17 protein-coding genes are annotated in these 21,488 nt (G+C 65.1%); 5 read left to right on the plus strand and 12 right to left on the minus strand.

From position 1 onward, the window contains the following. Positions 1–227: 227 nt before the first annotated feature. The 7 genes from BMX37_RS18015 to BMX37_RS18045 form a co-directional block, all read right to left on the minus strand. Positions 228–2,174: a glycoside hydrolase family 3 protein gene (locus BMX37_RS18015; RefSeq protein ID WP_244501675.1), complete on the minus strand. Its 1,947-nt coding sequence runs from the start codon at positions 2,172–2,174 to the stop codon at positions 228–230. 62 nt (positions 2,175–2,236) lie between these two features. Next, positions 2,237–3,220 carry a sugar phosphate isomerase/epimerase family protein gene (locus BMX37_RS18020; RefSeq protein ID WP_093667161.1) on the minus strand — a complete coding sequence of 328 codons (984 nt, stop codon included), beginning with the start codon at positions 3,218–3,220 and terminating at the stop codon, positions 2,237–2,239. Positions 3,221–3,227: 7 nt separating this feature from the next. Next, on the minus strand, positions 3,228–4,211 hold the full coding sequence (locus BMX37_RS18025; RefSeq protein ID WP_093667162.1) for a D-ribose ABC transporter substrate-binding protein: 984 nt from the start codon (positions 4,209–4,211) through the stop codon (positions 3,228–3,230). Beyond that, positions 4,208–5,074 carry a DeoR/GlpR family DNA-binding transcription regulator gene (locus BMX37_RS18030; RefSeq protein WP_170842063.1) on the minus strand — a complete coding sequence of 289 codons (867 nt, stop codon included), beginning with the start codon at positions 5,072–5,074 and terminating at the stop codon, positions 4,208–4,210. The genes BMX37_RS18025 and BMX37_RS18030 overlap by 4 nt, the downstream gene beginning before the upstream one ends. An 8-nt stretch (positions 5,075–5,082) precedes the next feature. Beyond that, the gene (locus BMX37_RS18035) at positions 5,083–6,123 is read right to left on the minus strand and encodes an ABC transporter permease (protein ID WP_093667163.1); all 1,041 of its coding nucleotides are present in this window, start codon (positions 6,121–6,123) and stop codon (positions 5,083–5,085) included. A gap of 8 nt (positions 6,124–6,131) precedes the next feature. Next, complete coding sequence (locus tag BMX37_RS18040) at positions 6,132–7,685, minus strand: sugar ABC transporter ATP-binding protein (RefSeq protein WP_093667164.1); 1,554 nt, start codon at positions 7,683–7,685, stop codon at positions 6,132–6,134. Next, positions 7,675–8,274 carry a DUF2291 family protein gene (locus BMX37_RS18045; protein ID WP_170842064.1) on the minus strand — a complete coding sequence of 200 codons (600 nt, stop codon included), beginning with the start codon at positions 8,272–8,274 and terminating at the stop codon, positions 7,675–7,677. Before BMX37_RS18045 ends, BMX37_RS18040 begins: the two co-directional genes overlap by 11 nt. Before the next feature lie 360 nt (positions 8,275–8,634). Between BMX37_RS18045 and BMX37_RS18050 the strand changes: the two genes are divergently transcribed. From BMX37_RS18050 to BMX37_RS18060, 3 genes are read left to right on the plus strand one after another with little or no spacing between them, the layout of a single operon-like run. Further along, complete coding sequence (locus BMX37_RS18050) at positions 8,635–9,420, plus strand: transketolase (RefSeq protein ID WP_093667166.1); 786 nt, start codon at positions 8,635–8,637, stop codon at positions 9,418–9,420. Beyond that, positions 9,417–10,376, plus strand: coding sequence for a transketolase family protein (locus tag BMX37_RS18055; protein ID WP_093667167.1), 960 nt, complete (start codon positions 9,417–9,419; stop codon positions 10,374–10,376). The genes BMX37_RS18050 and BMX37_RS18055 overlap by 4 nt, the downstream gene beginning before the upstream one ends. After that, complete coding sequence (locus tag BMX37_RS18060; protein WP_093667168.1) at positions 10,376–11,845, plus strand: FGGY family carbohydrate kinase; 1,470 nt, start codon at positions 10,376–10,378, stop codon at positions 11,843–11,845. The genes BMX37_RS18055 and BMX37_RS18060 overlap by 1 nt, the downstream gene beginning before the upstream one ends. A gap of 189 nt (positions 11,846–12,034) precedes the next feature. On the opposite strand, the gene BMX37_RS18065 is transcribed toward BMX37_RS18060, so the two are convergent. Further along, complete coding sequence (locus tag BMX37_RS18065) at positions 12,035–13,357, minus strand: DUF1593 domain-containing protein (RefSeq protein WP_212611494.1); 1,323 nt, start codon at positions 13,355–13,357, stop codon at positions 12,035–12,037. Between the two features lie 188 nt (positions 13,358–13,545). Next, positions 13,546–16,215 (minus strand): TonB-dependent receptor domain-containing protein, encoded by a 2,670-nt coding sequence (locus BMX37_RS18070; RefSeq protein ID WP_093667169.1) that lies wholly within the window; start codon positions 16,213–16,215, stop codon positions 13,546–13,548. On the opposite strand from BMX37_RS18070, the gene BMX37_RS18075 reads away from it, so the two are divergent. Beyond that, on the plus strand, positions 16,151–18,046 hold the full coding sequence (locus BMX37_RS18075; protein WP_139198155.1) for a carboxylesterase/lipase family protein: 1,896 nt from the start codon (positions 16,151–16,153) through the stop codon (positions 18,044–18,046). The two genes, BMX37_RS18070 and BMX37_RS18075, sit on opposite strands and share 65 nt — an antisense overlap. 2 nt (positions 18,047–18,048) lie before the next feature. Next, positions 18,049–18,795, plus strand: coding sequence for a triose-phosphate isomerase (gene tpiA / locus BMX37_RS18080; protein WP_093667171.1), 747 nt, complete (start codon positions 18,049–18,051; stop codon positions 18,793–18,795). Positions 18,796–18,820: 25 nt separating this feature from the next. Here tpiA and BMX37_RS18085 read toward each other — a convergent pair whose 3' ends face one another. From BMX37_RS18085 to BMX37_RS18095, 3 genes are all read right to left on the minus strand, one after another. Then, entirely contained in the window at positions 18,821–20,338 is a 1,518-nt protein-coding gene (locus tag BMX37_RS18085; RefSeq protein WP_212611495.1) for a DUF1593 domain-containing protein, read from the minus strand. 491 nt (positions 20,339–20,829) lie between these two features. Further along, positions 20,830–21,129 (minus strand): alkaline phosphatase family protein, encoded by a 300-nt coding sequence (locus BMX37_RS18090; RefSeq protein ID WP_093667173.1) that lies wholly within the window; start codon positions 21,127–21,129, stop codon positions 20,830–20,832. 84 nt (positions 21,130–21,213) lie between these two features. Further along, on the minus strand, positions 21,214–21,488 hold a 275-nt coding region (locus tag BMX37_RS18095; RefSeq protein WP_139198156.1), incomplete at its 5' end, for a DDE-type integrase/transposase/recombinase.

Consider the following 21,488-nt stretch of genomic DNA (forward strand, 5'->3'; position numbering starts at 1 on the left):
CAGCCGGATCACCTCGGGCGAGGAGTTGAAGCGAGGAAACGGACTTGGCGGCAGCGCCCGTGATTTACGGCTCATCACCGCACGCTATCAGCACCCTGCTCCGCCTGCCACGTTGGTTTGACAGGGCCCTCCGGTGGCCATGATCGGTACGAGCCAACTTCCCGATTTATGGTGTCTGCGCTGTGGCAGTTCCGGCAGGCCGCCGGAGAAACGTCCGAGCAGCAGGCCTACTTACCGGCAGGGCCTGTCGAACCTACGTGGTGGGTGTCGGTCCAACTGTATCCGGCTTTGTAGAGCGGCGCCTGAGTATCATCCGGTCTTGCCGGGTCCTGTCGACGCACCGCTTCCATGGACAATGGCAGCTCGAACGGCAGGCGACCTTTGGGTCTTGCCGCTCCGGTAACCACGTCAAGCACTGCGGCATCACTCGCGCCGAATGTGGCAAGCAGCGCCTTCGCTCGGGAACGAACATTGGACAGAATGGCCGGACGGTCCAAGTTTACCGCCACGACCGTCGGCACGGCTGCCGAAGCACGCAAGATTGCAGCAAAGTCGGGATCATCGGCGCGAAAATCGAGACGCCCCTCGTTCTGCCGGGAACCAAAGAAGTGGTGCGGGTGAAGCATCTCGGATGGCGCGTCGGCACGTATGACCGCGACTTGGGCCTGTGCCGGATCATTCACGACGACGAACCCTCGCGCACGGGCCGCAGCAGGGTCGACCTTGTACAGCCACACGCGTGTACCCGCCGCACGAAGCGGCAGCACGCCGTCGCGGTTCTCCAGCAGCACCTGCGACTCCCGCTGCGCCCGATCCGCTTCCGCCTGTGCCGCAGGATTGCCGGCGACGCGTGCCGCTTGGGCTGGATCGACATAGGGATTGTCGAACAGGCCCAATTGGAACTTGAGCAACAGCACACGCCTTACCGCCTCGTCCAGTCGCGCCATGCTCACCTCGCCCGCGCGTACCGCCTCCAGCAGCGGCTTGGGATCGCTGACGCCGCCGAACTGGTCGATGCCCGCGTTCAACCCCTTGGCGAAGCGCTGCCGGACGGACAGCGTTTCCACACCCCAGGGCATGCCGATCGCGAAACCCTGCGGCGTGGCGGCGGTCGGCCGCTCACACCGTTCGGGACAGTCGTTGGTGATCGCCCAATCGGACAGCACGAAACCGCCAAAGCGCTTGGTTCCGCGCAGCACCGTGCCGAGCAGCTGCGCGTTGAAGCCGGCACCGACCGGCTCCAGCGGCCGGCCATCGATCGTCACGCCTGAAATGATCGGATAGGTCGGCATTATGCCGGCCGTGTGCGCAGCAAACGCCCCGTTGAACGCGGCGACGTGGCTGGCAAAGCTGGCATTGTCGAGCCGCGCGACCTTGCCGTATGCGTTGTGCCCATCGAATCCATCCGGTTCGGCGCCATAGCCCACCCAGTGCTTGACCACGGTTGCGACGCCAATGCGGGTGACGCCGCCACGACCACCCTGGAAACCCTCCACATAAGCGGCCACCAGGTCCGACACGAGGCGCGGGTCCGAGCCGAACGTGGCCGTCGTGCGCGGCCAGCGCGGTTCGGTCGCCAGGTCGGCCTGGGGTGACAGCGCCATGTGGATGCCGACCGCACGATATTCCCGGCGCGCATAACCTGCGAAACGTCGGACCAGGGTGGGGTCGCGGAGCGCGGCGAAGCCCAACGTCTCCGGCCAGAGCGAGAAGCCTCCGCCCGCCGTGCTGGCGCCGAGCACAACCTGGAAGTGATTGCGTGGATCGGTGCTGATCGTCATCGGGATGCCGAGGCGGGACGCTTCCGCCAGTTTCTGCACCGCGTTGTTCTGTTCCGCCAACTCCCTGGGCGACGTGGCGAGACGTGTGATGAGGCTGGAGACATGCGCCTCCGCTATCGTCTGTCGGAGCTTCGCGAGGTCGTACTTGCGCCCCAAGCCGATCCTGTCATCGGCAGGCGGACTGATGTGGAGCAGCGTGCCGACCTTTTCCTCGACGCTCATCCGCCGCATCAGGTCATCCAGCCGGTCTTCCACGGGACGGCGCGTGTCCTCGTACGGATCGAGCCGACCATTGTGGTTGAGGTCGCGATAGGAGGGCACGGCGCGCGCGAAGGACGTGCCGCCGAGGCACAGCGTTGCGGCGATCGCCACATGCAGGGACGACGCACTCACCGCACGCCTGCCGCATGGATCGCCGGTGAGGCGAGCGCCCGGCGAACCAAACGCCCACCGCATCATGCGTCTCCGAACAGGGCTGTACGGGCTATATCGAGTGCGGCGACCGCATCCTGCCGCGCCTGTGCCGCCTTCAGTTCCTCGACATCGAGCCGGTCCAGCGCCCGCTCGATCCTCTTCAGGAACCGGATCGCGCTGTTGGCGGCGGTGGCCGGGTCCTCGCGGAACGGAAATTGGTCCAGCTGCCAGACGCCCTCCCAGCTGTTCTTGCGCAGGGTCCAGAAAAATTCGAACAGCTCGACCGGGTGAACCGACCCGGCAATCAGGTCGTCGTCCCAGCTGCGGTTGTTGTCGTTGACGTCCATACCGAACAGCCGGCCGTGGTCGATCGCGAGCTGCGCTGCATCCGCGGGGCTTTCCCCGCCGTAGAGCGAGTGTCCGAAGTCGAGCAGGATACCGACGTTCGGCACTCCCATCCGTTCGATGCCGAGCAGCGTGCGCGCCACCGAGTCATAGTTCATGTGCACGCGCGGTTCGCGCGGCTTGTACTCGATGACGAACTTCAAGTCGGGACTCTCGGAGGCCAGTGCGGCGACGCCCTCTACGGACCGGGTCCAGATCTCCTTGTGATCCACCTGGAAGGGGTAGTCCCAGCCGTCCTGGCCCGGCCACAGCTTGACATAGTCGGCACCGAAATGCCGCACCATCTTGGCAGCCTCCGTGCACATCTCATGGGCCAATCGCCGGACGCCTGCATCGGGGTTGGTGAACGCACCCCTTGCGAACTGGCGCGTGTAGATTTCCGGCGTGATGCCGATCACCGACAGTCCATTGCGGTCCAGTGCCGCGCTGATCTGTTCCAGCGTCACGCCACCACCGCCGGGATATGGGAAGTTGATGTCGACAACCGACAGGTCCTCCACCTGCCCGGCAAGGTCGATCATCTCCAACAGCGTGCGCGGGGGGCCGTAACCGTCGGTCGCATATCGATCGACATAGGTCGCGAAGTGCCAGATGCCGGCGCCATAACGTTGCGTGCCCATGATATCCTCAACTTGTACGGGGTGAAGCCGGCGTGGGCGCCAGCGCGAAGTCCTTCAGTTGCGCGGCATTGCCACGGTCGATCAGGAAACAATCCATCAGCAGCTTCTCGCGCTGTCCGGTGCTGCCGGTCCTGAGAAAGCGATCAGCGAGATCGACCGCAAATTGCGCCTGGCGCTTCGCCGGCTGCAGCACGGTCGCGCGCATCTTTCCCGCGATGATCGCATCGCGCGCATCGTTCGACCCGTCGAAGCCGACCACCACGACATCGGCCCGCCCCGCGCTTTCCAGAGCGGCGACAGCGCCCAGCGCCATGGTATCGTTGCCGGCGATCACGCCGCGGATCTCGGGATGCGCCTGCAAGACCGACTGCGTCACGGTGAAGGCCTGCGCCTGATCCCAATTGGCGCTCTGCCGCGATACCATCTTCAGGTCCGGATATTGGGCAAGCACGTCATGGTAACCGCGCGAGCGGATGATGGCGTTGGTATCCGATTCACGCCCCACGAGTTCGAGATATGGGCCGCGCTCTCCCAACGCCTCGGCAAAGGCCTGCGCGCCCAGCGTCGCGCCCTGATAGTTGTTGGACACGATCTGAACCGCCGCCGCGCCACGCGACGAAATCTCGCGATCGATCAGGAACACCGGCACGCCTGCCGCCCTGGCGCGCAGCACGGCGGCGAGGCTGGCATCCGCGCCTGCGTTGTCGAGGATGATCGCGGCGGCGTTTCGCGCGATGGCGGTATCGACCAACTCGCTCTGCTTGTACGCATCGTCGCCGTGGCTGAACTTCAGCGTGCTGTAGCCGAGCGCGCGAGCACGCTCTTCGGCCCCGATCGCTTCCTGACCGAAAAAGGGATTGTCGAGCGACGGCGTGATGACGACCATCAGCTTCGAGTGTCGCGCCGCCGGCCCCGCGAACAGCCATAGGGCCGCCAGCACCGCGATCAGCGCTCCCGCGACCAGAAGGATACGGAAGCGCCGTGGATTCATGCGATGATGACCTCTATGCCGCGATCGATGAAGCCGCGATGATCCTCATCGCGTATGCCGCTGTCGGTGATAAGGACGTGAATGCTCTCCAACCCACCTAGCGAGGAGAAGCTGGTCTTTCCGATCTTGCTGGAATCGGCCAGCAGATAGACGCACGACGCGGTGTTGATCATCGCTCGCTTGACGCTGATATCGGCGATTGCCGGGAAGGTGAGCCCTGCCTCGAAAGACACAGCGCCGGTCGCCAGGAACAGCTTTTGAGTGAACAGGCCCTCGAAATAATCGGCGGAGCGTTCGCCGGACAAGGACAGCGTCGGCGCCTTGAACTGGCCTCCGGGCATGTGAACGGTGCAGGTCGGCGTCGCACCCAATACCAGCGCGATGTTGAGGGCGTTGGTGATGACGGTCAGGTGCTGCCGGTCGCTCAGCTGCATGGCCATTTCGGTGGTGGTCGATCCGGAATCGAGGATGATCGTCTCGCCGTCCTCGACCAGCGCCGCGGCGGCGCGGCCGATACGACGCTTGGCATCCATGTTCACCAGGTGGTGCAGCGCCATCGCGCGGACCTGCTGGGGCACCGACTTGAGGTAGGCGCCGCCATGTTCGCGTGTGACATGCCCTTCGGCTTCCAGCCGCTCCAGGTCCTGGCGGATGGTCACCTCGGACACTGAAAAGGCTTCGGCAAGGCCGCGGACGCGTGCGCTGCCTGCCTCTTGCAGCCATTCGAGGATCTTCATGCGGCGCGGTTCGCCAAGCAGCGCGCCGCCCGCCGCGGCTGCCTGCCGACGGCCCGCGCGCAGCGCCGCGGGTATCGCCGGCGTCGCGCCCGCCTGCTCCTCGATGATCTTGCGCTTGCGTGCCATGTGCGTCCTCAGCTCTCCCGACCGCCGAAGCGGGCTTGAAGCTGATCGAATACCACGGCCGCGACGATCACCGTACCCTTGATGACCATCTGCCAGAACTCGCTGACACCCATCATCACCATGCCGTCGCCAAGCGTCCCGATCACGCAGGCGCCCACCATCGTGCCGCCGATCGTACCCCGCCCGCCGGCCAGAGAGGCTCCGCCCAGCACGACGGCGGCGATGGCGCTTAGTTCGAACGTCTGGCCGCTCGCCGGATGCGCCGACACGAGATCGGAGGCGACCAGAAGTCCGACCAGGCCAGCGCACATGCCCGAAATGACGTACACCGCACGCGTCACGCCGCCGACGCGAACGCCGGACAACAGCGCGGCCCGCGCGTTGCCGCCCACCGCATAGACGTAGCGTCCGAATGGAGTTCGCGCGGCGACAAAGGCAGCGGCGAGGGCCAGCATCAGCACGATCAGGACCGGGACGGGCACACCCAGCATGCGCCCGGCGCCGAGCCAGGGGAAGCCCTGATTGCCGTAATCCGGGCTCCCGACCAGGTTCGGAAAGGTCGCGCCGTCCGACAGGAGGAGCGCCGCGCCACGTGCAACGTAGAGCATGCCCAGTGTGGCGATAAACGGTGCCACCCCCAACCGGGTGACCAGCGTGCCATTGGCCAGACCGATCAGCCCACCAAGCAGCACCGCGATCAGCACCACCATCGGTACGGACGGATAGATGACGAGGCCGAGTGGCACGATCGTCAGGCCGTGGAGGATCAACGCCCCTGCGACCATGCCGGACAGTCCCGCGATGGAGCCGACCGACAGGTCAATGCCGCCTGTCAGGATGACGTAGGTCATGCCGATGCCGAGCATCGCGATGATCGCAATGTGCTTGGCCATGATGAGAAGGCTGCCGATCGACAGAAAATTGGGTGCAAGCGTCGAAAAGAACACCAACACGATGAACAGCGCCACGAGAGCCCGCAGTCGGATCAGCAGTGCGGCAAGGCCCAGGCTCGGAGCGGTCGATGGAATGGAAGCGGATTGGGTCGCCATGATCGCCTTCAGTTCGCCGCTTGTAGCGGGGCGACTATGGTCGCCGTTGCAGAGGACACGCCATTCGCGGCCCGGACCAGCATGGTCTCGTCCGCCTCCTCAGCCGGCAGGTCTGCCGTCACGCGTCCGGCCGCCATCACCACCACCCTGTCAGCGACCGTCAGCGCTTCGGCCAGGTCCGACGTGGTGAAGGCAATCGCGATACCCTGTCCCGACAGCGATCGCATCGCATCGAACACCTCCGCGCGTGCGCCGACATCGACGCCGCGACTGGGTTCGTCGAGCAGGATCGCGGCAGGGTCGCGCATCACGCAGCGGCCGATCACGACCTTTTGCTGGTTTCCACCCGACAGGGCGCCGATCGGCGTTTCGCCACCACGAGCCTTTATGCCGAGCCGGCCGATCATGTCGCGCACCGCTTGTCCTTCCCGAACGGGCGAGATCATGCCGCCCGGTGCGAACCGCCGCAGTACCGAAAGGCCCAGGTTGCCGCCGACGCGCAAGTTCGGGAACAACCCCTCACGCTGCCGATCCTCCGGCACCAGCAGCAGTCGACGTTCGATCCTGTCGGCGATTGGAAGGCGATCGATCCGCTCGCCGCACAGGCGCACCACGCCATTCCCGCGTCGCGCGCCCTGGATGTATTCGAACAACTCGGTGCGCCCGGCGCCGAGCAGGCCATAGATCGCGACCACTTCGCCCGACCGGAAGGTGAGCGATACGTCGTCCACCAGCGTGCCGCCCGCCGGCCGTCGCACAGACACATTCTCGACCTGCAACACTGGTGCGCCCGGAGCCTGGCCACCGTTTCGCCTACGCGAGCGCGCGACGCCGTTCTCGCCCAGCATCCGCTCGACGATCCACGGCACCGATGCCTCCGCCACGGGCGCGGTGGCCACCACCCGCCCATCGCGCATGACCGTGATCCGGTCGCCGATCCGCATCAACTCCTCCAATCGATGCGAGATGTAGACGATCGCCACGCCGTCTCGGCGCAGTTCGTCGATGACCTGGAACAGAGTCGCAACCTCGCTTTCGCTCAATGCGGAAGTTGGCTCGTCAAGGATCAGGATGCGTGCGTCCTCGGCCAGCGCACGTGCGATCTCCACGATCTGCTGCTGCCCGATTCGCAGATCGCCGACGCGCGCGTCGGGATCGATCGACGCCCGCAATCGGGCGAGCACCGCGACCGCTTTCACCCGCTCCGCCGAACGATCGATGCGAAAGCCGCGCGCGACGCGGCGGCCCAGAAACATGTTCTCCACGACAGTCAGGTTCGGGCAAAGGTTGAGTTCCTGGAAAACGATGCCGATGCCGCACCGCGCCGCCTCCTGTACCGAGGTGAACGACACGGGTCGGCCATCGATCAGGAGCCGGCCGGTGTCCGGCCGCTCCACGCCCGCCAATATGCGCATCAGGGTCGACTTGCCGGCTCCGTTCTCGCCGATCAGCACGTTGACCGCCCCCGCGGCCAGATCGAAGTCGACGCCGCGCAGCGCCCGCGTCGCACCGTAGGAGCGGACGATGCCCTCCGCCCGGAGTGCGATCCGATCAGCCTGCACGACCAACCTTCAGAGAGATGGGGGTGACGATCAACGGCGCATTTGCGTAGCGGATATTGGCGATCCCGACGAAGCGAACGGTCTGGCCCGGCCGCAACCCCGCCGCGACTGGCCGTACCCCCGCAAGCGCACGCGCAGTCAGCGCGCGCCCGACGTCGGCGAAGACGAGTTGATCGGCAAAGTCGTCGAAGGTGACGAACGGCAGCGCATCCCGCACCGCACTTCCCTCGACCACCGGTCCGATCTGGAACCGGGCGGACTGCCCCGATGGCCAGTTCGGCAGGGCGACCATGACCTGCCCCCGCCGCGACGTGGAATCGACCGACACGACGCGTCCAGCCCCCTCCAGTACGAAGGTCCAGGCGGACCCCTCCCCGGCACGACGACCAAAGGTACCGCCGGCACGATCCACATCCTGAGCGATGGCCGACGCAAGCGTGTCTAACGGCACCGCCGCGGCCCGAAAGGCAGGCAAGGCCTTATCGTCCCACATGCCGGCGACATAGCCCGGCGCGTCCAGCGCGCCGCCCTGCCTGGCGCGGATCGCACGATCCTCCTCGACGGTCAGGACCTTGCAGCTGGCCAGCATGCCGCACCCGGACAACAGGACAGCGGCGCCGATAGCATATGTCAGACGACCCCGATCCATTCTACGCCACAAGCTCTCCTACCCACAGGACCGACATATTGACTTCGGTCTCTTTCGGTTTCCGCTGCGTTGGATTTGGCGGCGTTCCCCTAGCTTGTCAAACGCCGACCGCGATATTCTTGCGGTTTTTCTGCCCGCGCCAGGCGGTTCGCAGACAAGCGAAGATATTCGGAGCTTTGGCTTGTGCAGGACGCGAAGTCAGCTTAGTCATACCGGCGAGTAAGGAGGGGCAATTTGTTACACCCAACATTCGCGGCGAAAGACCCACGCGTCGCCACGATCCGCGCCAAAGCGAACTGGATGCGTCGCCGCAGCATTCGCATGGTCTTCGAAGCCCGACAGGGGCATCCGGGGGGCGACATGTCGGCCACCGACGTGCTGGCCACGTTGTATTTCGGTGTGATGCGATTCGATCCCGCGAACCCGCTTGACCCCGCCCGCGACCGTTTCGTCATGAGCAAGGGGCATTGCACCGGGGCCCTGTACACCGCACTCGCCGGCGCAGGCTTCTTCCCCGAGGACGAGCTGTCCACCTATCTCCGACCCGGATCGCGGCTGAACGGTCATCCCAACCGCACCTACCTGCCCGGCGTGGAAACCAATACCGGTCCCCTTGGCCATGGCCTGCCCGTTGCGGTGGGAATCGCGGTGGCGGGACAGATCGACAAGTCGTTCCATCGTACCTTTGTGCTTACCGGGGACGGCGAACTGCAGGAGGGCAGCATGTGGGAAGCCGCTATGTTCGCAGGCCATCGCAAGCTGGACAAGCTGACAGTGGTGGTCGACCGGAACCGGTTGCAGCAGGGCGCGCGAACGGAGGATACCAACGCCTTGGAACCGCTCGCCGACAAGTGGCGCGCCTTTGGCTGGGACGTGTCGGAAATCGACGGCCACGACCATGCGTCGCTGCTTGCCACGCTTGAGGCGCCGGGAACGGAACGGCCGCGCTGCATCATCGCTAACACCATCAAGGGACAGGGCATCTCGTTCATGCTGGACCAGGCAAGCTGGCATCATGGCGTGCCCACGCAAACGCAGTTCACCACCGCGCTGGAGGAACTCGCCCGCTCGGAGGAAGATATATGAGCGCCCCCGGTCCGGCCGCTGCCGGTTTGCATGATTGCCGCGACGCGTATGTCGCCACGGTGGAGGCACTCGCGGCAGACGATCCGCGCATCGTGGCGGTGGTCAACGACAGCGTGGGCTCGTCCAAGCTTGGCAAGTTCCGCGACCGCTTTCCCGACCGGCTGGTCAATGTCGGCATCGCCGAGCAGAACATGATCGGCGTTGGTGCTGGCCTCGCCAATGGCGGCAAGATACCCTTTGTCAGCGGCGCCGCCTGCTTCCTCACGGCGCGCGCGTTGGAACAGATCAAGGCGGATCTGGCCTACAGCCACGCCAACGTGAAGCTGTGCGGTATCTCCAGCGGCGTCGCTTATGGTGAACTGGGCGCCACCCACCATTCCATCGAGGACATCGCGTGGCTGCGCGCGATGCGCGAGTTGACGGTGATCGTCCCGTCCGACCCATCCGAGACGGCCGCTGCGATCCGCGCGGCCGCTGCCCATGACGGGCCGGTTTTCATCCGGATCAGCCGCATGCCCGTACCCGAGCTGGAGCATCCCGCCCCGTTCTCCATCGGCCGCTGCGAGACGCTGCGCGAGGGCAAGGACCTGACGATCATCGCCAACGGCACGCTGGTCCATCGCGCACTGACCGCTGCCGACGCGTTGACCCGAGAGGATATTTCGGCACGTGTCCTGAACATGGCGACCATCACTCCGTTGGACGAGGACGCCATCCTTGCCGCCGCGCGCGACACCGGCGCGATCCTGACGACCGAGGAGCATGTGGTACGTGGCGGGCTGGGTGGCGCGGTCGCCGAAGTGGTCGCGACCGGGGCGCCGGTGCCCATGCGCATCCTCGGCTTTGACGGATTCCAGCCGACCGGGTCCGCGGAATGGCTGATGGAGCGTGCGGGGCTCACCGCCGACGGCATCGCCGCCGCCGCGCGCGAACTTGTGCAGGGCAAGCGCGGCTGATGTCGAGTCCGGCGATCCTGGCGATCGATCAGGGAACAACCAACACCAAGGCGCTGCTTGTCTCACCTGACGGGACCATCCTTGCGCGGGCGAGCCGGCCGATGACCCTCACCCACCCGCAACCCGGTTGGGCGGAGCAGTCGGCGGACGCAATCTGGGACAGCGTGGCCGATGCCATAGCCGATGTGGTCACGCAGGTGGATGCACGCGTGGTGGCTGTGGCGATCAGCAACCAGCGCGAGACGGCGGTGCTCTGGGACGCGGTGACTGGGCGCCCCCTCGCCCCCGCGATCAGCTGGCAATGCCGCCGATCCTATGATCGCTGCGCAACGCTGCGCAAGGCCGGGCACGAGGCCGCCGTGATCGCCCTGTCCGGGCTCAATCTCGACCCCTTGTTTCCCGCCGCCAAGCTCGCCTGGCTGCTAGACTCCGTTCCCGGCGCACGAGAACGGGCGGGTTCGGGGGAATTACAGGCCGGCACGATCGACAGTTGGCTGGTGTGGAACCTAACGGGCGGCGGTTCGCATGTGACGGATACGGGCAACGCCGCGCGCACGCAGTTGCTGGACCTGCATTCAGCCGATTGGAGCGTCGAGCTGGCCGAACTGTTCGATGTGCCGATCGCGATGCTCCCGCAGGTGCAGCCTTCGGACAGCCATTTCGGCGACACGGCCGCAGGGCGAACGATCCTGCCCGCCGGCATCCCAATCCACGCGGTCATGGGCGACTCCCACGCAGCGCTATTCGGCCACGGCTTGTCGGAACCGGGGGCGGCCAAGGTCACGATCGGCACCGGTTCGTCGATCATGGCCCTAACAGACGTTCCTGCGACATCGCACAGCGGCCTGTCCTCCACCATCGCATGGCGGCGAGGCGATGAGGTGACCTATGCGCTGGAGGGCAACATCACCGTGTCGGGTCAGGCGGCCGCATTCGCTACGCGGCTGCTGGGCCTCGCCGACGAAAATGCGCTGACGGCCTTGGCGCAAACTGTGTCTGACAGCGGCGGCGTTGCCTTCGTGCCCGCGCTTGCCGGACTGGGCGCGCCGCATTGGGACAGCGAGGCGCGGGGGATGATCGCCGGGATGACGCTCGGCACCGGCCCCGCCCATATCGCGCGTGCGACACTGGAGGCGATCGCGATGCAGATCGTCGACGTCTCGCTGGCCATGGAAGCGGACACCAACCGAGTTATTCCGACTGTCTCGGTGGACGGCGGCGCGACGCGTAACGCCTTTCTCCTGCAACTCCTCGCCGATCTGCTCGACCGTCCCGTGCTGCGCCGCGCCGACCCCGAGTTGAGCGCGCTCGGCGTGGCGCGGATGGCGGCGGAGGCGCTCGGCCTGGCATTGCCGGTATCGGGCGGGCACGACACCGAGCGGTTCGATCCCGCCATGTCTGTTGCGGATCGCGAGCGCGTGGCGGCGAAGTGGCATCGGGCTGTCCAGAGGGCGACGGCTCACGATTAGAGTATCGTGGCATCGGTATCCTCGACCCAGCGCGTGGGACGGTCGCCAGATTCCGCAACACGCCCATGTCCGATCACATCATAGCGCCGACACCGGACACGTACGCGGTTTCGTCGTGCTGTGGATCGCCCTTTAGTACGGACGAAGCACGCGGCGTCCAAAAGGACCCATGTTGGACGACCAGGCTGATCACGGGACCGGCGTGACGATCGCGCGACGATAGCTGGTCAGGGCAGGCGTGCCCGTATCGGTCACTTCGAGGATCACATGATATGCGAGTGGCGTGGATGGCGCAGGCACGTTCTCTGCCGTGGCGGAGAAAGCGGGCACCACGAAGCTCGCCGCTTCGTCCGCCGGCCCCTCGATGCGCAGCTTGGGCGGGTTGATCCCGGGCGCGCCGCTTGGCTCGCCATATTGCCACCAGCGGATCGTGACGCTCTGACCATCGGGATCGCGTGTGCCGGCGGCGGAAAGGCGGACGACGGACCCGATCTTCGCCGTGATCCGCACGGGATCAGTGCCGGCGATGCCGTTCAGCACCAGCTGTGGATTGTGGTTGGTATCGTTGCGATCGGGCGAAAGGCTCCACCCGATGCGCGCGGCGAAGTCGTTCTGAAAGGCGCGTCGCCAACGGAAAATCGTCGCCTGGTTGCTGGCCCAGGTCTTGCCCGTGCCGTCGACGAACACATCCTGTGCGTCAGCCCGGTGGCCGGCGCCCTCGTAGGATTGGAGATAGCGGCCACCCCATCCACCCCATTCGGGATGTTCCGGATCGTTCAGGCCGTTGCGGATGAGGCCCAGGAACGAGGGCGTGTCACCCTCCATCAGGAACTTGTGCGGCGGATAAAGGCTGCCGAGCTTTCCACGATGGATGTTGGCGGCAAGCCAATCGTTCGTGACCGTTTCCGCTGCGGGCCACTTGTTGGGGAGCGCCAGGTCTGCGGAAATGCCGGTCCAGGCCGCCATGCCATATTGACCCCACCCGTGCGCGCTCGCGATCCAGAACAGGTCTGGGAAGTTCTGGCGAACCCATGGCCCGGCGTCGTCCTGATCCGAGATCGAGTACACACGAAGCTTCGCCACAAAGGCCTTCACCTGAGCCGGCGTTCGGGTGGCGCGAACCGTCCACAGCGCCTGCGCCAGATCCACGACGCCGCCCCATGCGGGGATAAAGAGAGGCCGCGGATCGGGGCGATCCACTACCTCGATGATGCGGCGGGAGCCGTCGGTGTCCTTGCCCTCACCGACACCGCGCATCCCATAGGCGGACGATCCGTTGCGCACCACGGCACGCAAGGCGGCCGGTTCGGGGTAGCCACTAGCATGCGCACGCAGGTTGGGAAGGACGCCGGCATAGGCATCGATGCGTTCCAGCAACAGCTGCGGCTGGACCCGACCGCGCTGCCAGGTGGACGTCGTGGCGACCAGCCCTTCCACGTCGAACTGGTTCGAATACAGGAGGAAGCGGACGAAGGATTCGGAATCGTCCGGCTCGTTGCCGATGTCGGTCAAAACCAGAACCCGCCGTTTGACATCCGGCGCAACCTGCGCCGAAGAGGGCGCCGGTAGTCCCGTCGCTACAGTCGCGGCCGTGACCACCCCGATCGCTACCATCGCATGTACCATCGGCCGCATGGGAAAGTCTCCGAACGAAAAGATGCCCGCCACGGGTAAGCGCGGCGGGCGAGGGGTGGAAGCGCTTAGAATTTGGTGCGCAGGCCCAGTGCGAACAGCCGGCCCAGTGTTGAGCCGTTGGCGTAACCCGAGGCTGCATTGCGGAAAGGCGGGTTTTCATCGAACAGGTTATCGATGTTGAGCGTCAGCGAGGTTCCCTCCATCAACCCAGCCTTCTCCAGGTTCAGCGAGAAGAACAGGTCGACGGTATCGAACGCCTTGACCCGGCTCTGGGTGGCGTCGAACAAGATCGGATAGCCCCCGCTATGGGCCAGCTGCGCCCGTCCCGTGATGGGTCCTACCTCGGCGCCCAATGTTGCGAGGAAGTTGAAGCGGCTGGCCCCGTTATCGAGCAGCTCGGTGTAGACACCGTTGTTGGACGGGCTCGACTTGCGATGCAGGGTGTAAGTGCCGCCGAAACTGGCGTTGATCGATCCGAAGTCTGTTGGTCGGTTGAGCACGGCATTGAAGTCGATGCCGTCCTGCTTCAGCCGCCCGCGATTGTACCGGCGCAGGTCAAGCACCGCGTAAGGGGTCCCGAACTGATTGTAGAGGAAATCGAGAGACGGGAAGTTGTCCGGCCGCAACCCCCCGGAAAAGCCGTTGACCTGCGCGATCGTCGGATCGCGGATGAAGAACGGCGCGTTCAGCGGGTCGTTGTACCATGCCGGGGTGCCGAAGCCGCCCGAGTTGACGCTGATGATATCCGTAAAGTCGATGTTGTAGTAGGTTGCGCTCAGCGTCACGGCGGGGACCGGCCGTACGTCCGCGCCGAGCGACCAGGTGGTGGCGGTTTCCGGCTTCAGCGTCGAACTGCCGCCCGAAATCCAGATGATCGACCGACCGCCGGCATAACCGATACCCTGCGTGGCGGAGATGCGCGCGTCGACCGCGCCCACCGTGTCGGCAAGGCTGGGCGCGTGGAACGATGTGCCCCAATTGCCGCGAATGGTGATCTGATCGATCGGCTTGTAGTTGAACCCGACCTTTGGATTGGTGGTCCCGCCAACGTCGCTGTAATGGTCATACCGCACCGAGCCGGTCAGATCGAGCGCCCGGATGCCGCCCATGGCGTTGGACGCGCCGACAACCGGCACGAAGATTTCGCCGAACACCGACGACACGTCGCGGTCGGCCGCTGACCCGTTGCGGAACGGCGTCACAGACGACCCGTTGCGGATGTTGGCAGCGATCCTTTCCCAATGATGCTCACCGCCGATCGCGACGCGGACATCGCCGCCGCCCAGCGAGAACAGGCTGCCGTCGACAACCAGCCGACCTTCCGCAAGGTCCTGCTTCGCGACCGAATAGTTGCTGTAGTCGCGAATGGCCGCCAACACCGCCGCGTTCGTGCTGCTTACGTCATAGGGGTTCAGCGCCGTGGCCGTCGTGGTTCCCGCCAGCGCGCCGGCCAGATTGCCGGCATTCGCCAGATACTCGATCGTGTTGTTGTAGCTGTGGCCATAGTTCGCCAGACCACGCAGATGCCAGCCGCCGCCCAGGTTCGCGTCGAAGGTCGGCGTGATACCCCAGGAATCGAACCGAGCCGGGCTTTGCGTGCCCTGTCCGAATACGGGCGAGAAATCGAAGGTGACGAACTGGCGCGTTTCCGTGCCGATCGGCCGGAAATACGGGTTAGCGTTCGTGATCGTGCCACTACCCGCAAGCGTCGCCTGCAGCGTGGTTGTTTTCCGGCGCGAGTAATAGCCGGTGATGTTGGTCGAAATGGCATCGTTCAATTGCTGGTCGAGCGTCGCGAAAACGGTATGACGATTTTCGCGCGGATAGATTGTAGCGTAATCGGTCGTGCTGCACCGGTTGGGCGTTCCCGCTACGCGTCCGGGAAGCGGGTAGTAGGTCGTCCCCAGCCGGATGTTGCCGGGGTTGCAGTTGAAGCTGCGGTTGTCGGAACCGCCGTTGGCGCGATAATCCTGCGTGACGTAATCGCGCTCGATGCCTTGGATCTCGTTGTGCCACGCATAAGCGTAGGACAAGAACAGCGACCCGGAGCCCCAATCCTTGCCCACCGTGACACTGGTGTCGAGCGTGCGGTACCCGTCAGCGAAGCCATAGCGGCCGGTCGCCTCGATGCCGTCGAAACGTTTGCGGGTGATGAAGTTGATGACGCCGCCGATCGCGTCCGATCCGTAGATCGACGAGCCGCCGTCGGGGATCACTTCCACGCGCGAGATGATGCCGGGCGGGATGATCTGCGGGTCGACATAGGTCTGCAGAATGCCCGAACCCACCACGCGGTGGCCGTTGAGCAGCGTAAGCGTGGTCGTTCCGCCGGAAGCACCGAGGTTGCGCAGGTTTGTCTGCACGATCGGCTGCCCGAAGCCTGCGCCACCGGTCGGAACGGCGTTGAAGTTGCTGATCTGGGGGATCGTCGCAAGCAGGTCGTTGGACGACTGCGCACCGGTGGCGACCACGTCCGCGGTCGAGATGCTGACGACGTTGGTGCCGACGGGCGCGACACCGCGCAACAGCGTTCCCGTCACCACGACGTCGGCGCTGGCGGCCTGGTCCGCATTGCCGGGCAACTGGCCTGTGGGCTCGGCGGCAGCGGGCGGCGTCGCCTGCTGATCGCTACCCACCTGGTCCTGCACCGCCTCGGTAGAAGCCGGCGAGGTGGCCGTCTGGGGCGTGGTCGTCTGGGCAGAGGCTACTTCCATGCCGCCGAGGAACAGCGCCAAGCCGCTGACCGTACCCAGAACGACGCGATGGTTTGCGAATGTCTTCACGAGCAAGCCCCCTCTCCTACCGTGCACCCGCTTGACTGCGGGCTGCTCCGGGCGCGGCTTTCCCGCGACGGTGTCGCTGCATAACCGAGCAAAACACCGATCGCAATTGACTACTTTCGATTACCTTCGTATTTATTGGCGTACCGCAACGGCATACTGTGCGGCGCAAAAACAAGGGGAGGTTTCGATGCAGACCCAATTCCGCGTGTCCCGCCGTGGCCTGATGGTGTCCGCGGCAGCGCTCGGGACGCTGGCGGCAACCCGTGCGCTGGCCGGCGACCTGGGCGCGGCCACCGCCATCGTGAATACCCGCAACGGTCCCGTGCGCGGGCGCTGGGAATCGGGATCGATCCAGTCCTTCAAGGGCCTGCGCTACGCGGCCCCTCCGATCGGGGCCTTGCGATTCCGCCCGCCTCAGTCGATCGCTCCATGGACCAGCGTCGTCGATGCGGCGGAATTCGGCAATGCCGCGATCCAGAGTCCGGGCCAGGCGGACATGCCGTTCGACGAGAAGCACAGTGAGGATTGCCTGTTCCTAAACGTCTGGACGTCGCAATTGGCCGGCAAGCGGCCGGTCATGGTCTGGTTCCACGGCGGTGGGTTTTCATCGGGCGCGGCGAGCCGGCCGACCTACTGGGGCGATCATTTCGCGCGTGACGGCGTCGTGCTGGTGTCCGTCAACCATCGTCTGAACGTGTTTGGCTACACGCAACTGCCCGACAGCTGGGGTCCCGACTACGCCTCTTCTGGGATCGCAGGCATGCTCGACTGCGTGGAAGCATTGAAATGGGTCCAGGCGAACATCGCGATGTTCGGCGGCGATCCGAACAACGTCACCATCTTTGGCGAAAGCGGTGGCGGCGCGAAGATCTCGCTGCTGCTGGGGATGCCGCCGGCCAAGGGGCTGTACCACAAGGCGATCATTCAGAGTGGCGCGGCGCTGGGGGCAACGCCACGTCCCTATGCGCAGGCATTGGGCGGCGCACTGACCGAGCTCTTGGGCGTGAAGCCCGGCGACGCCGCGGCCCTGGCGGCCGTCGACACGCAGAAGGTGTTCGACAGTCAGCAGGCGGCCATCGACAAGGTGGCAAAGCTCGACCGCGGCGGCTTCCTGTCCGGTGGCTTCACCCCCAGCATCGACGGTCGGGCCCTGCCGCGCGGCCCCTTCGCGCCAGAGGCCGCCGACATGGCGGCCGGGATTCCTCTCATCATCGGCACCAACAAGGATGAAGGGACTATGTTCGCCCTGGGCGACAAGGCTCTGCCGACGCTGACCGACGCCGGCCTGGAGGAGCGGGTGCGTGCCGCCTATCCCAAGCAGGCGGACAAGCTGATCCCAGCCCTGCGCGCGACCTATCCCGGCTACTCGCCCGGCGAACTCGCGGTGGCGATGAACGGCAACAAGTTGTTCTGGGTCGATTCGGTCGTGCTCGCCGAACGCAAGGTGCGGCAGGGCGCACCGGTATGGATGTACCGCATGGACCGCGAGCTGCCCACTATGGGTGGCCGACTAAAGGCTGGGCACGCGACCGAACTGTCCTATGTCTTCGGAACGTATGACAACATCCGGGACTTCGTCGGATCCGGGGACGCACCAGCACGGATGTCGCGTCAGATGCGTACCGCCTGGATAGCGTTTGCCACGACAGGCAATCCGCAGTCACCGGCTATCCCGGCATGGCCGCCTTACGATCTGGTCAAGCGGCAGACGATGATCTTCAACCTGGAAAGCCGTGTGGAAAGCGATCCGCATGCTCAGCTACGCCAACTGATGAAGAGCTGACAGTGGAGAAACGCGCACTCATCCTCGGCAATTGGAAGATGAACGGTAGTCGTGCGAAGCTTGAGGAGCTGGCCACGATCGCGCGTCACGCCGCCGTCGGACGCGACGTGGAAGTCGGCATGGCGCTTCCCGCGACATTGATTGCCGCAGTCGCAGGAACGGATTCGATCGCCATCGGAGCGCAAGACCTGCATTTCGCCGACGCAGGGGCGCACACCGGGTCGCTGTCGGGCGCGCTGCTCAGGGAAGCGGGCGCGCGCTTTACGCTGATCGGGCACAGCGAGCGGCGGACGTACGATGGTGACACCGACGTGATGGTCGCCGCCAAGATCAAGGCTGCCTGGCGCCATAACCTGCGGGCGGTGGTGTGCGTAGGCGAGAGCACGGAACAGCGCGCGGCGGGTCTGGGAGAGGCATCGGTCATCGACCAGCTCGCCGCCATTCCTTCGCCGCTCGTAGGCGATGTCGTCATCGCCTACGAGCCGGTCTGGTGCATCGGCGCCGACGCTGCCGCGACACCGGCGGACATCGGTGCCATGCTCCGGACGATCCGAACCGCATTGCAGGACCGCTTCGGGGACGAGGGCGAGGGCATCCCCCTGCTCTACGGCGGCGCGGTCGATCCGGCCAACGCCGCCGCGATCCTCGGCATGGCGGAGGTGGACGGCGTGCTGGCCGGCCGCGCCAGCCTGGACGCAGCGGCGTTTCTGCGCTTGATCGAGGCTTGTCCGATCGCCTCGGCAGCGTGATCGGAGGCGATGGCGCTGTTGCGCCTCAGCCGCCGACCGTAATTACGACCTTGTCGTAGCGAGTGAGAGTCGGGTCGCCATTGTCGGTTGCTTCGGCGATCACCTGGATCGTGTCACCCGGCTTGGCGTCGGCAGGGACGATCAGGGAACCGGCGGCGATCTTCGCGTCACCCTTATAGGTGCCGGCCTCCTTCCATACCCACCATTTCAGCGACACGACGTCGTGATCGGGGTCGGAGGTGGTGGCCCGCAATGCCACCCGCTCACCCAGCGCGGCGGCGAGCGTGCGCGGGGTATTGAGCGAAATTCTTGGATTGTGGTTGGCGCCGGCAAAGCTCGGCGTCACCGCCCATTTGAAGCGTGCTGCCCAATCGCGTTGTGCGGCCGCAAGGAACGGGTGGGTCGGCGCACGCGGTACGCCGGGCCTTGCGCCTAGCATCGTTCCGGCCGCAGCCTCGCCGAAGCCGGCAAAACCGCCACCGATCGCCGCCGCGCGCGCATAGCCGCCCCAGCCGCCGAAACTGTCACCGCGATACCCACGCAACCCATTGTCCAGCAGGTTGAAGAAGGTGCCCGTATCGCCCTCGCCAAGATAATCGCCCTTCGGCCTGGGTGGCGTCCACACGACATACCCCTGCCGGCGGAGTTCGTTCGCGGATTTGCCAGCGATACCGAAGTAATCAAACTTGTCGCCCGACACCATCTGCCTGCCGTCACCCCACGTCCGTATAAATGCGCCCATCGGACCGCGGTTCGTCACGTTGGCCGCGATCCAGTCGGCCCGCAGGTAGCGCGCGTCGTCTAAGCTGACACGCTCCTGGGAATTGTAGCTGATCCCGACGCCGCCGGCCTGTTGCCTGTATCGGATCTCGGGCCAGTGAGGATGAATGTATTTGGCATATGTGTCGTCCTGATCGCCTGAGGGATGGATGACGGCCTTGCGAACGACCTTGGCCCGTATTGCCTCCCATTGCTGCGTGTGTCCGTACTGGTCCTCGATCGACTTCAGCGCGCGCGCAATGGTGCTATGACCGCCCCAGGCGAGCAGATAGACCGGCGATTCCTCGTCATCGAGCAGCAGCGCCTTGATGAGGTTGGAGCCAGGTGTGTCCTTCTCCATTTCACCGTCGAACTGCACATTGCCCCAACGTATCTTCGATCGAAGCAGTGCAGGCGTCGGATAGTCGGGTTCGTGGATGCGCAGATTCGGGTACGCCTTCGCATATGCGTCCACCGCGTCGTTGATGAAGCGCTCGCCCGGCGCCCAGCGCCATGAGGTGCAGGGGCACAAATCCGCTCCGAACCGATTATACTCGCGGCCTGGAACTGATCGCTTCGTCCCTCTTCCATCGCCGGTCCAGTGGAACTGACTGCTGGCGTAGATCAGCCCTTCGGTACGGAAATCGGTGCTGTACAGGAGGTAGCGCACCAACGAGTTGGAATCGTCCAACTCTGGGTCGGCCGTTACGACTACCCGCGGCTTCTGCTTCGACGGCGTCTCAAGGTAGGCAGGTGCCGTTCCGGCACGCGCCGACTGTGCCACTCCCTGAGCCGCCGCACCAACCAGAAGTAGACCGGAAACTGCCCGCAAACGTCCATTCCGAGCCATATGTTTGCCTTCGACCAGTTTCGAGTCTCGCCGACTCTATAGTCGACGATTGAAACCGCAAGGCTTGGCGCTCACGAGGTCAGGCTGACACCGACAGATGCCAGCAGCAGCTTCAAGGCGTGAGAGTGCGCGTCCCGGCCTGCACAAGAGGCACAAGCCCGCCGGCCGTGTCGGCGTCAATGGTCCATGATTTGAGCTATTGCGTCAGGGGTGAGCTGTGGCGATAGCGGCGCAGCGAAATTGGGAACGTCGCGACTGTTACGCGTATCAAGCGGCGCCCCTGTAGTATTGATGTACAAGTCCAGCAGACGACGTTCGAGATCAGCACGTACGGCCATTGGGCGACAATCGTGCACCAGGTTGCGAGTCTCACCCGGATCGCGCTGCCGGTCGTGCAGTTCATCCTGCCCTTGGGGCCGCTGTACTTAGGTGTAGCGCCGCGTCCGGACCGAGGCGCCACGCGACACCAGGGCCGGTTGCGCAGCCGCAAGTTCGGATTTGCGCCGGTACAAGCCGCCGGATGCGGTGTCGAACGGTTGGGGTTCGTAGATGTTGATCCCCGCCTCAGTGAAGGCGGCGCGTTCCGGGTCACCGGCACCGCCCCGCAGTTGCGGCATCAACGATCGGGCAAAATTCGTATGCGCCGCATGGGTGCCGGCGAGGTCGAGGAAGGTCGGCATAACATCGTACAGCTCGACCATATCCTCCGCGACATGACCGCTCACCCACCGGGAACCCGTCCGATGGTGCTGTCAGTCTAACGCGAACCGCTGTTCGCACGATGCACTCCGGCCTTTGTAGGTCACAAGTTAGCTCGCAAGCGTTTGCCACTCCGCCAGTGCGGCGGAACGTCGGTGCTTGTAGGTCTGACGATCAACGAGGTGGCGCTCGAGGCTGAAGTGGTTGTGGATGTTGGCGTGGACGGAGGCGAACTTCTGAAGCGTCTTCATCTGTCGGAAGCGCAGCATCGCCCGCTCGCGTCGTCGGAACGGCAGGTGTGAGTTCTCCACCCGGTTGTTGGCCCATCGGCCGATCTCCTGCCGATCCCTGCAGCCAAGCTCATCCATGGCAGCGCCGTAGCTGC

This window comes from Sphingomonas gellani, assembly GCF_900110035.1.
Taxonomy (GTDB): Bacteria; Pseudomonadota; Alphaproteobacteria; order Sphingomonadales; family Sphingomonadaceae; genus Sphingomonas; species Sphingomonas gellani.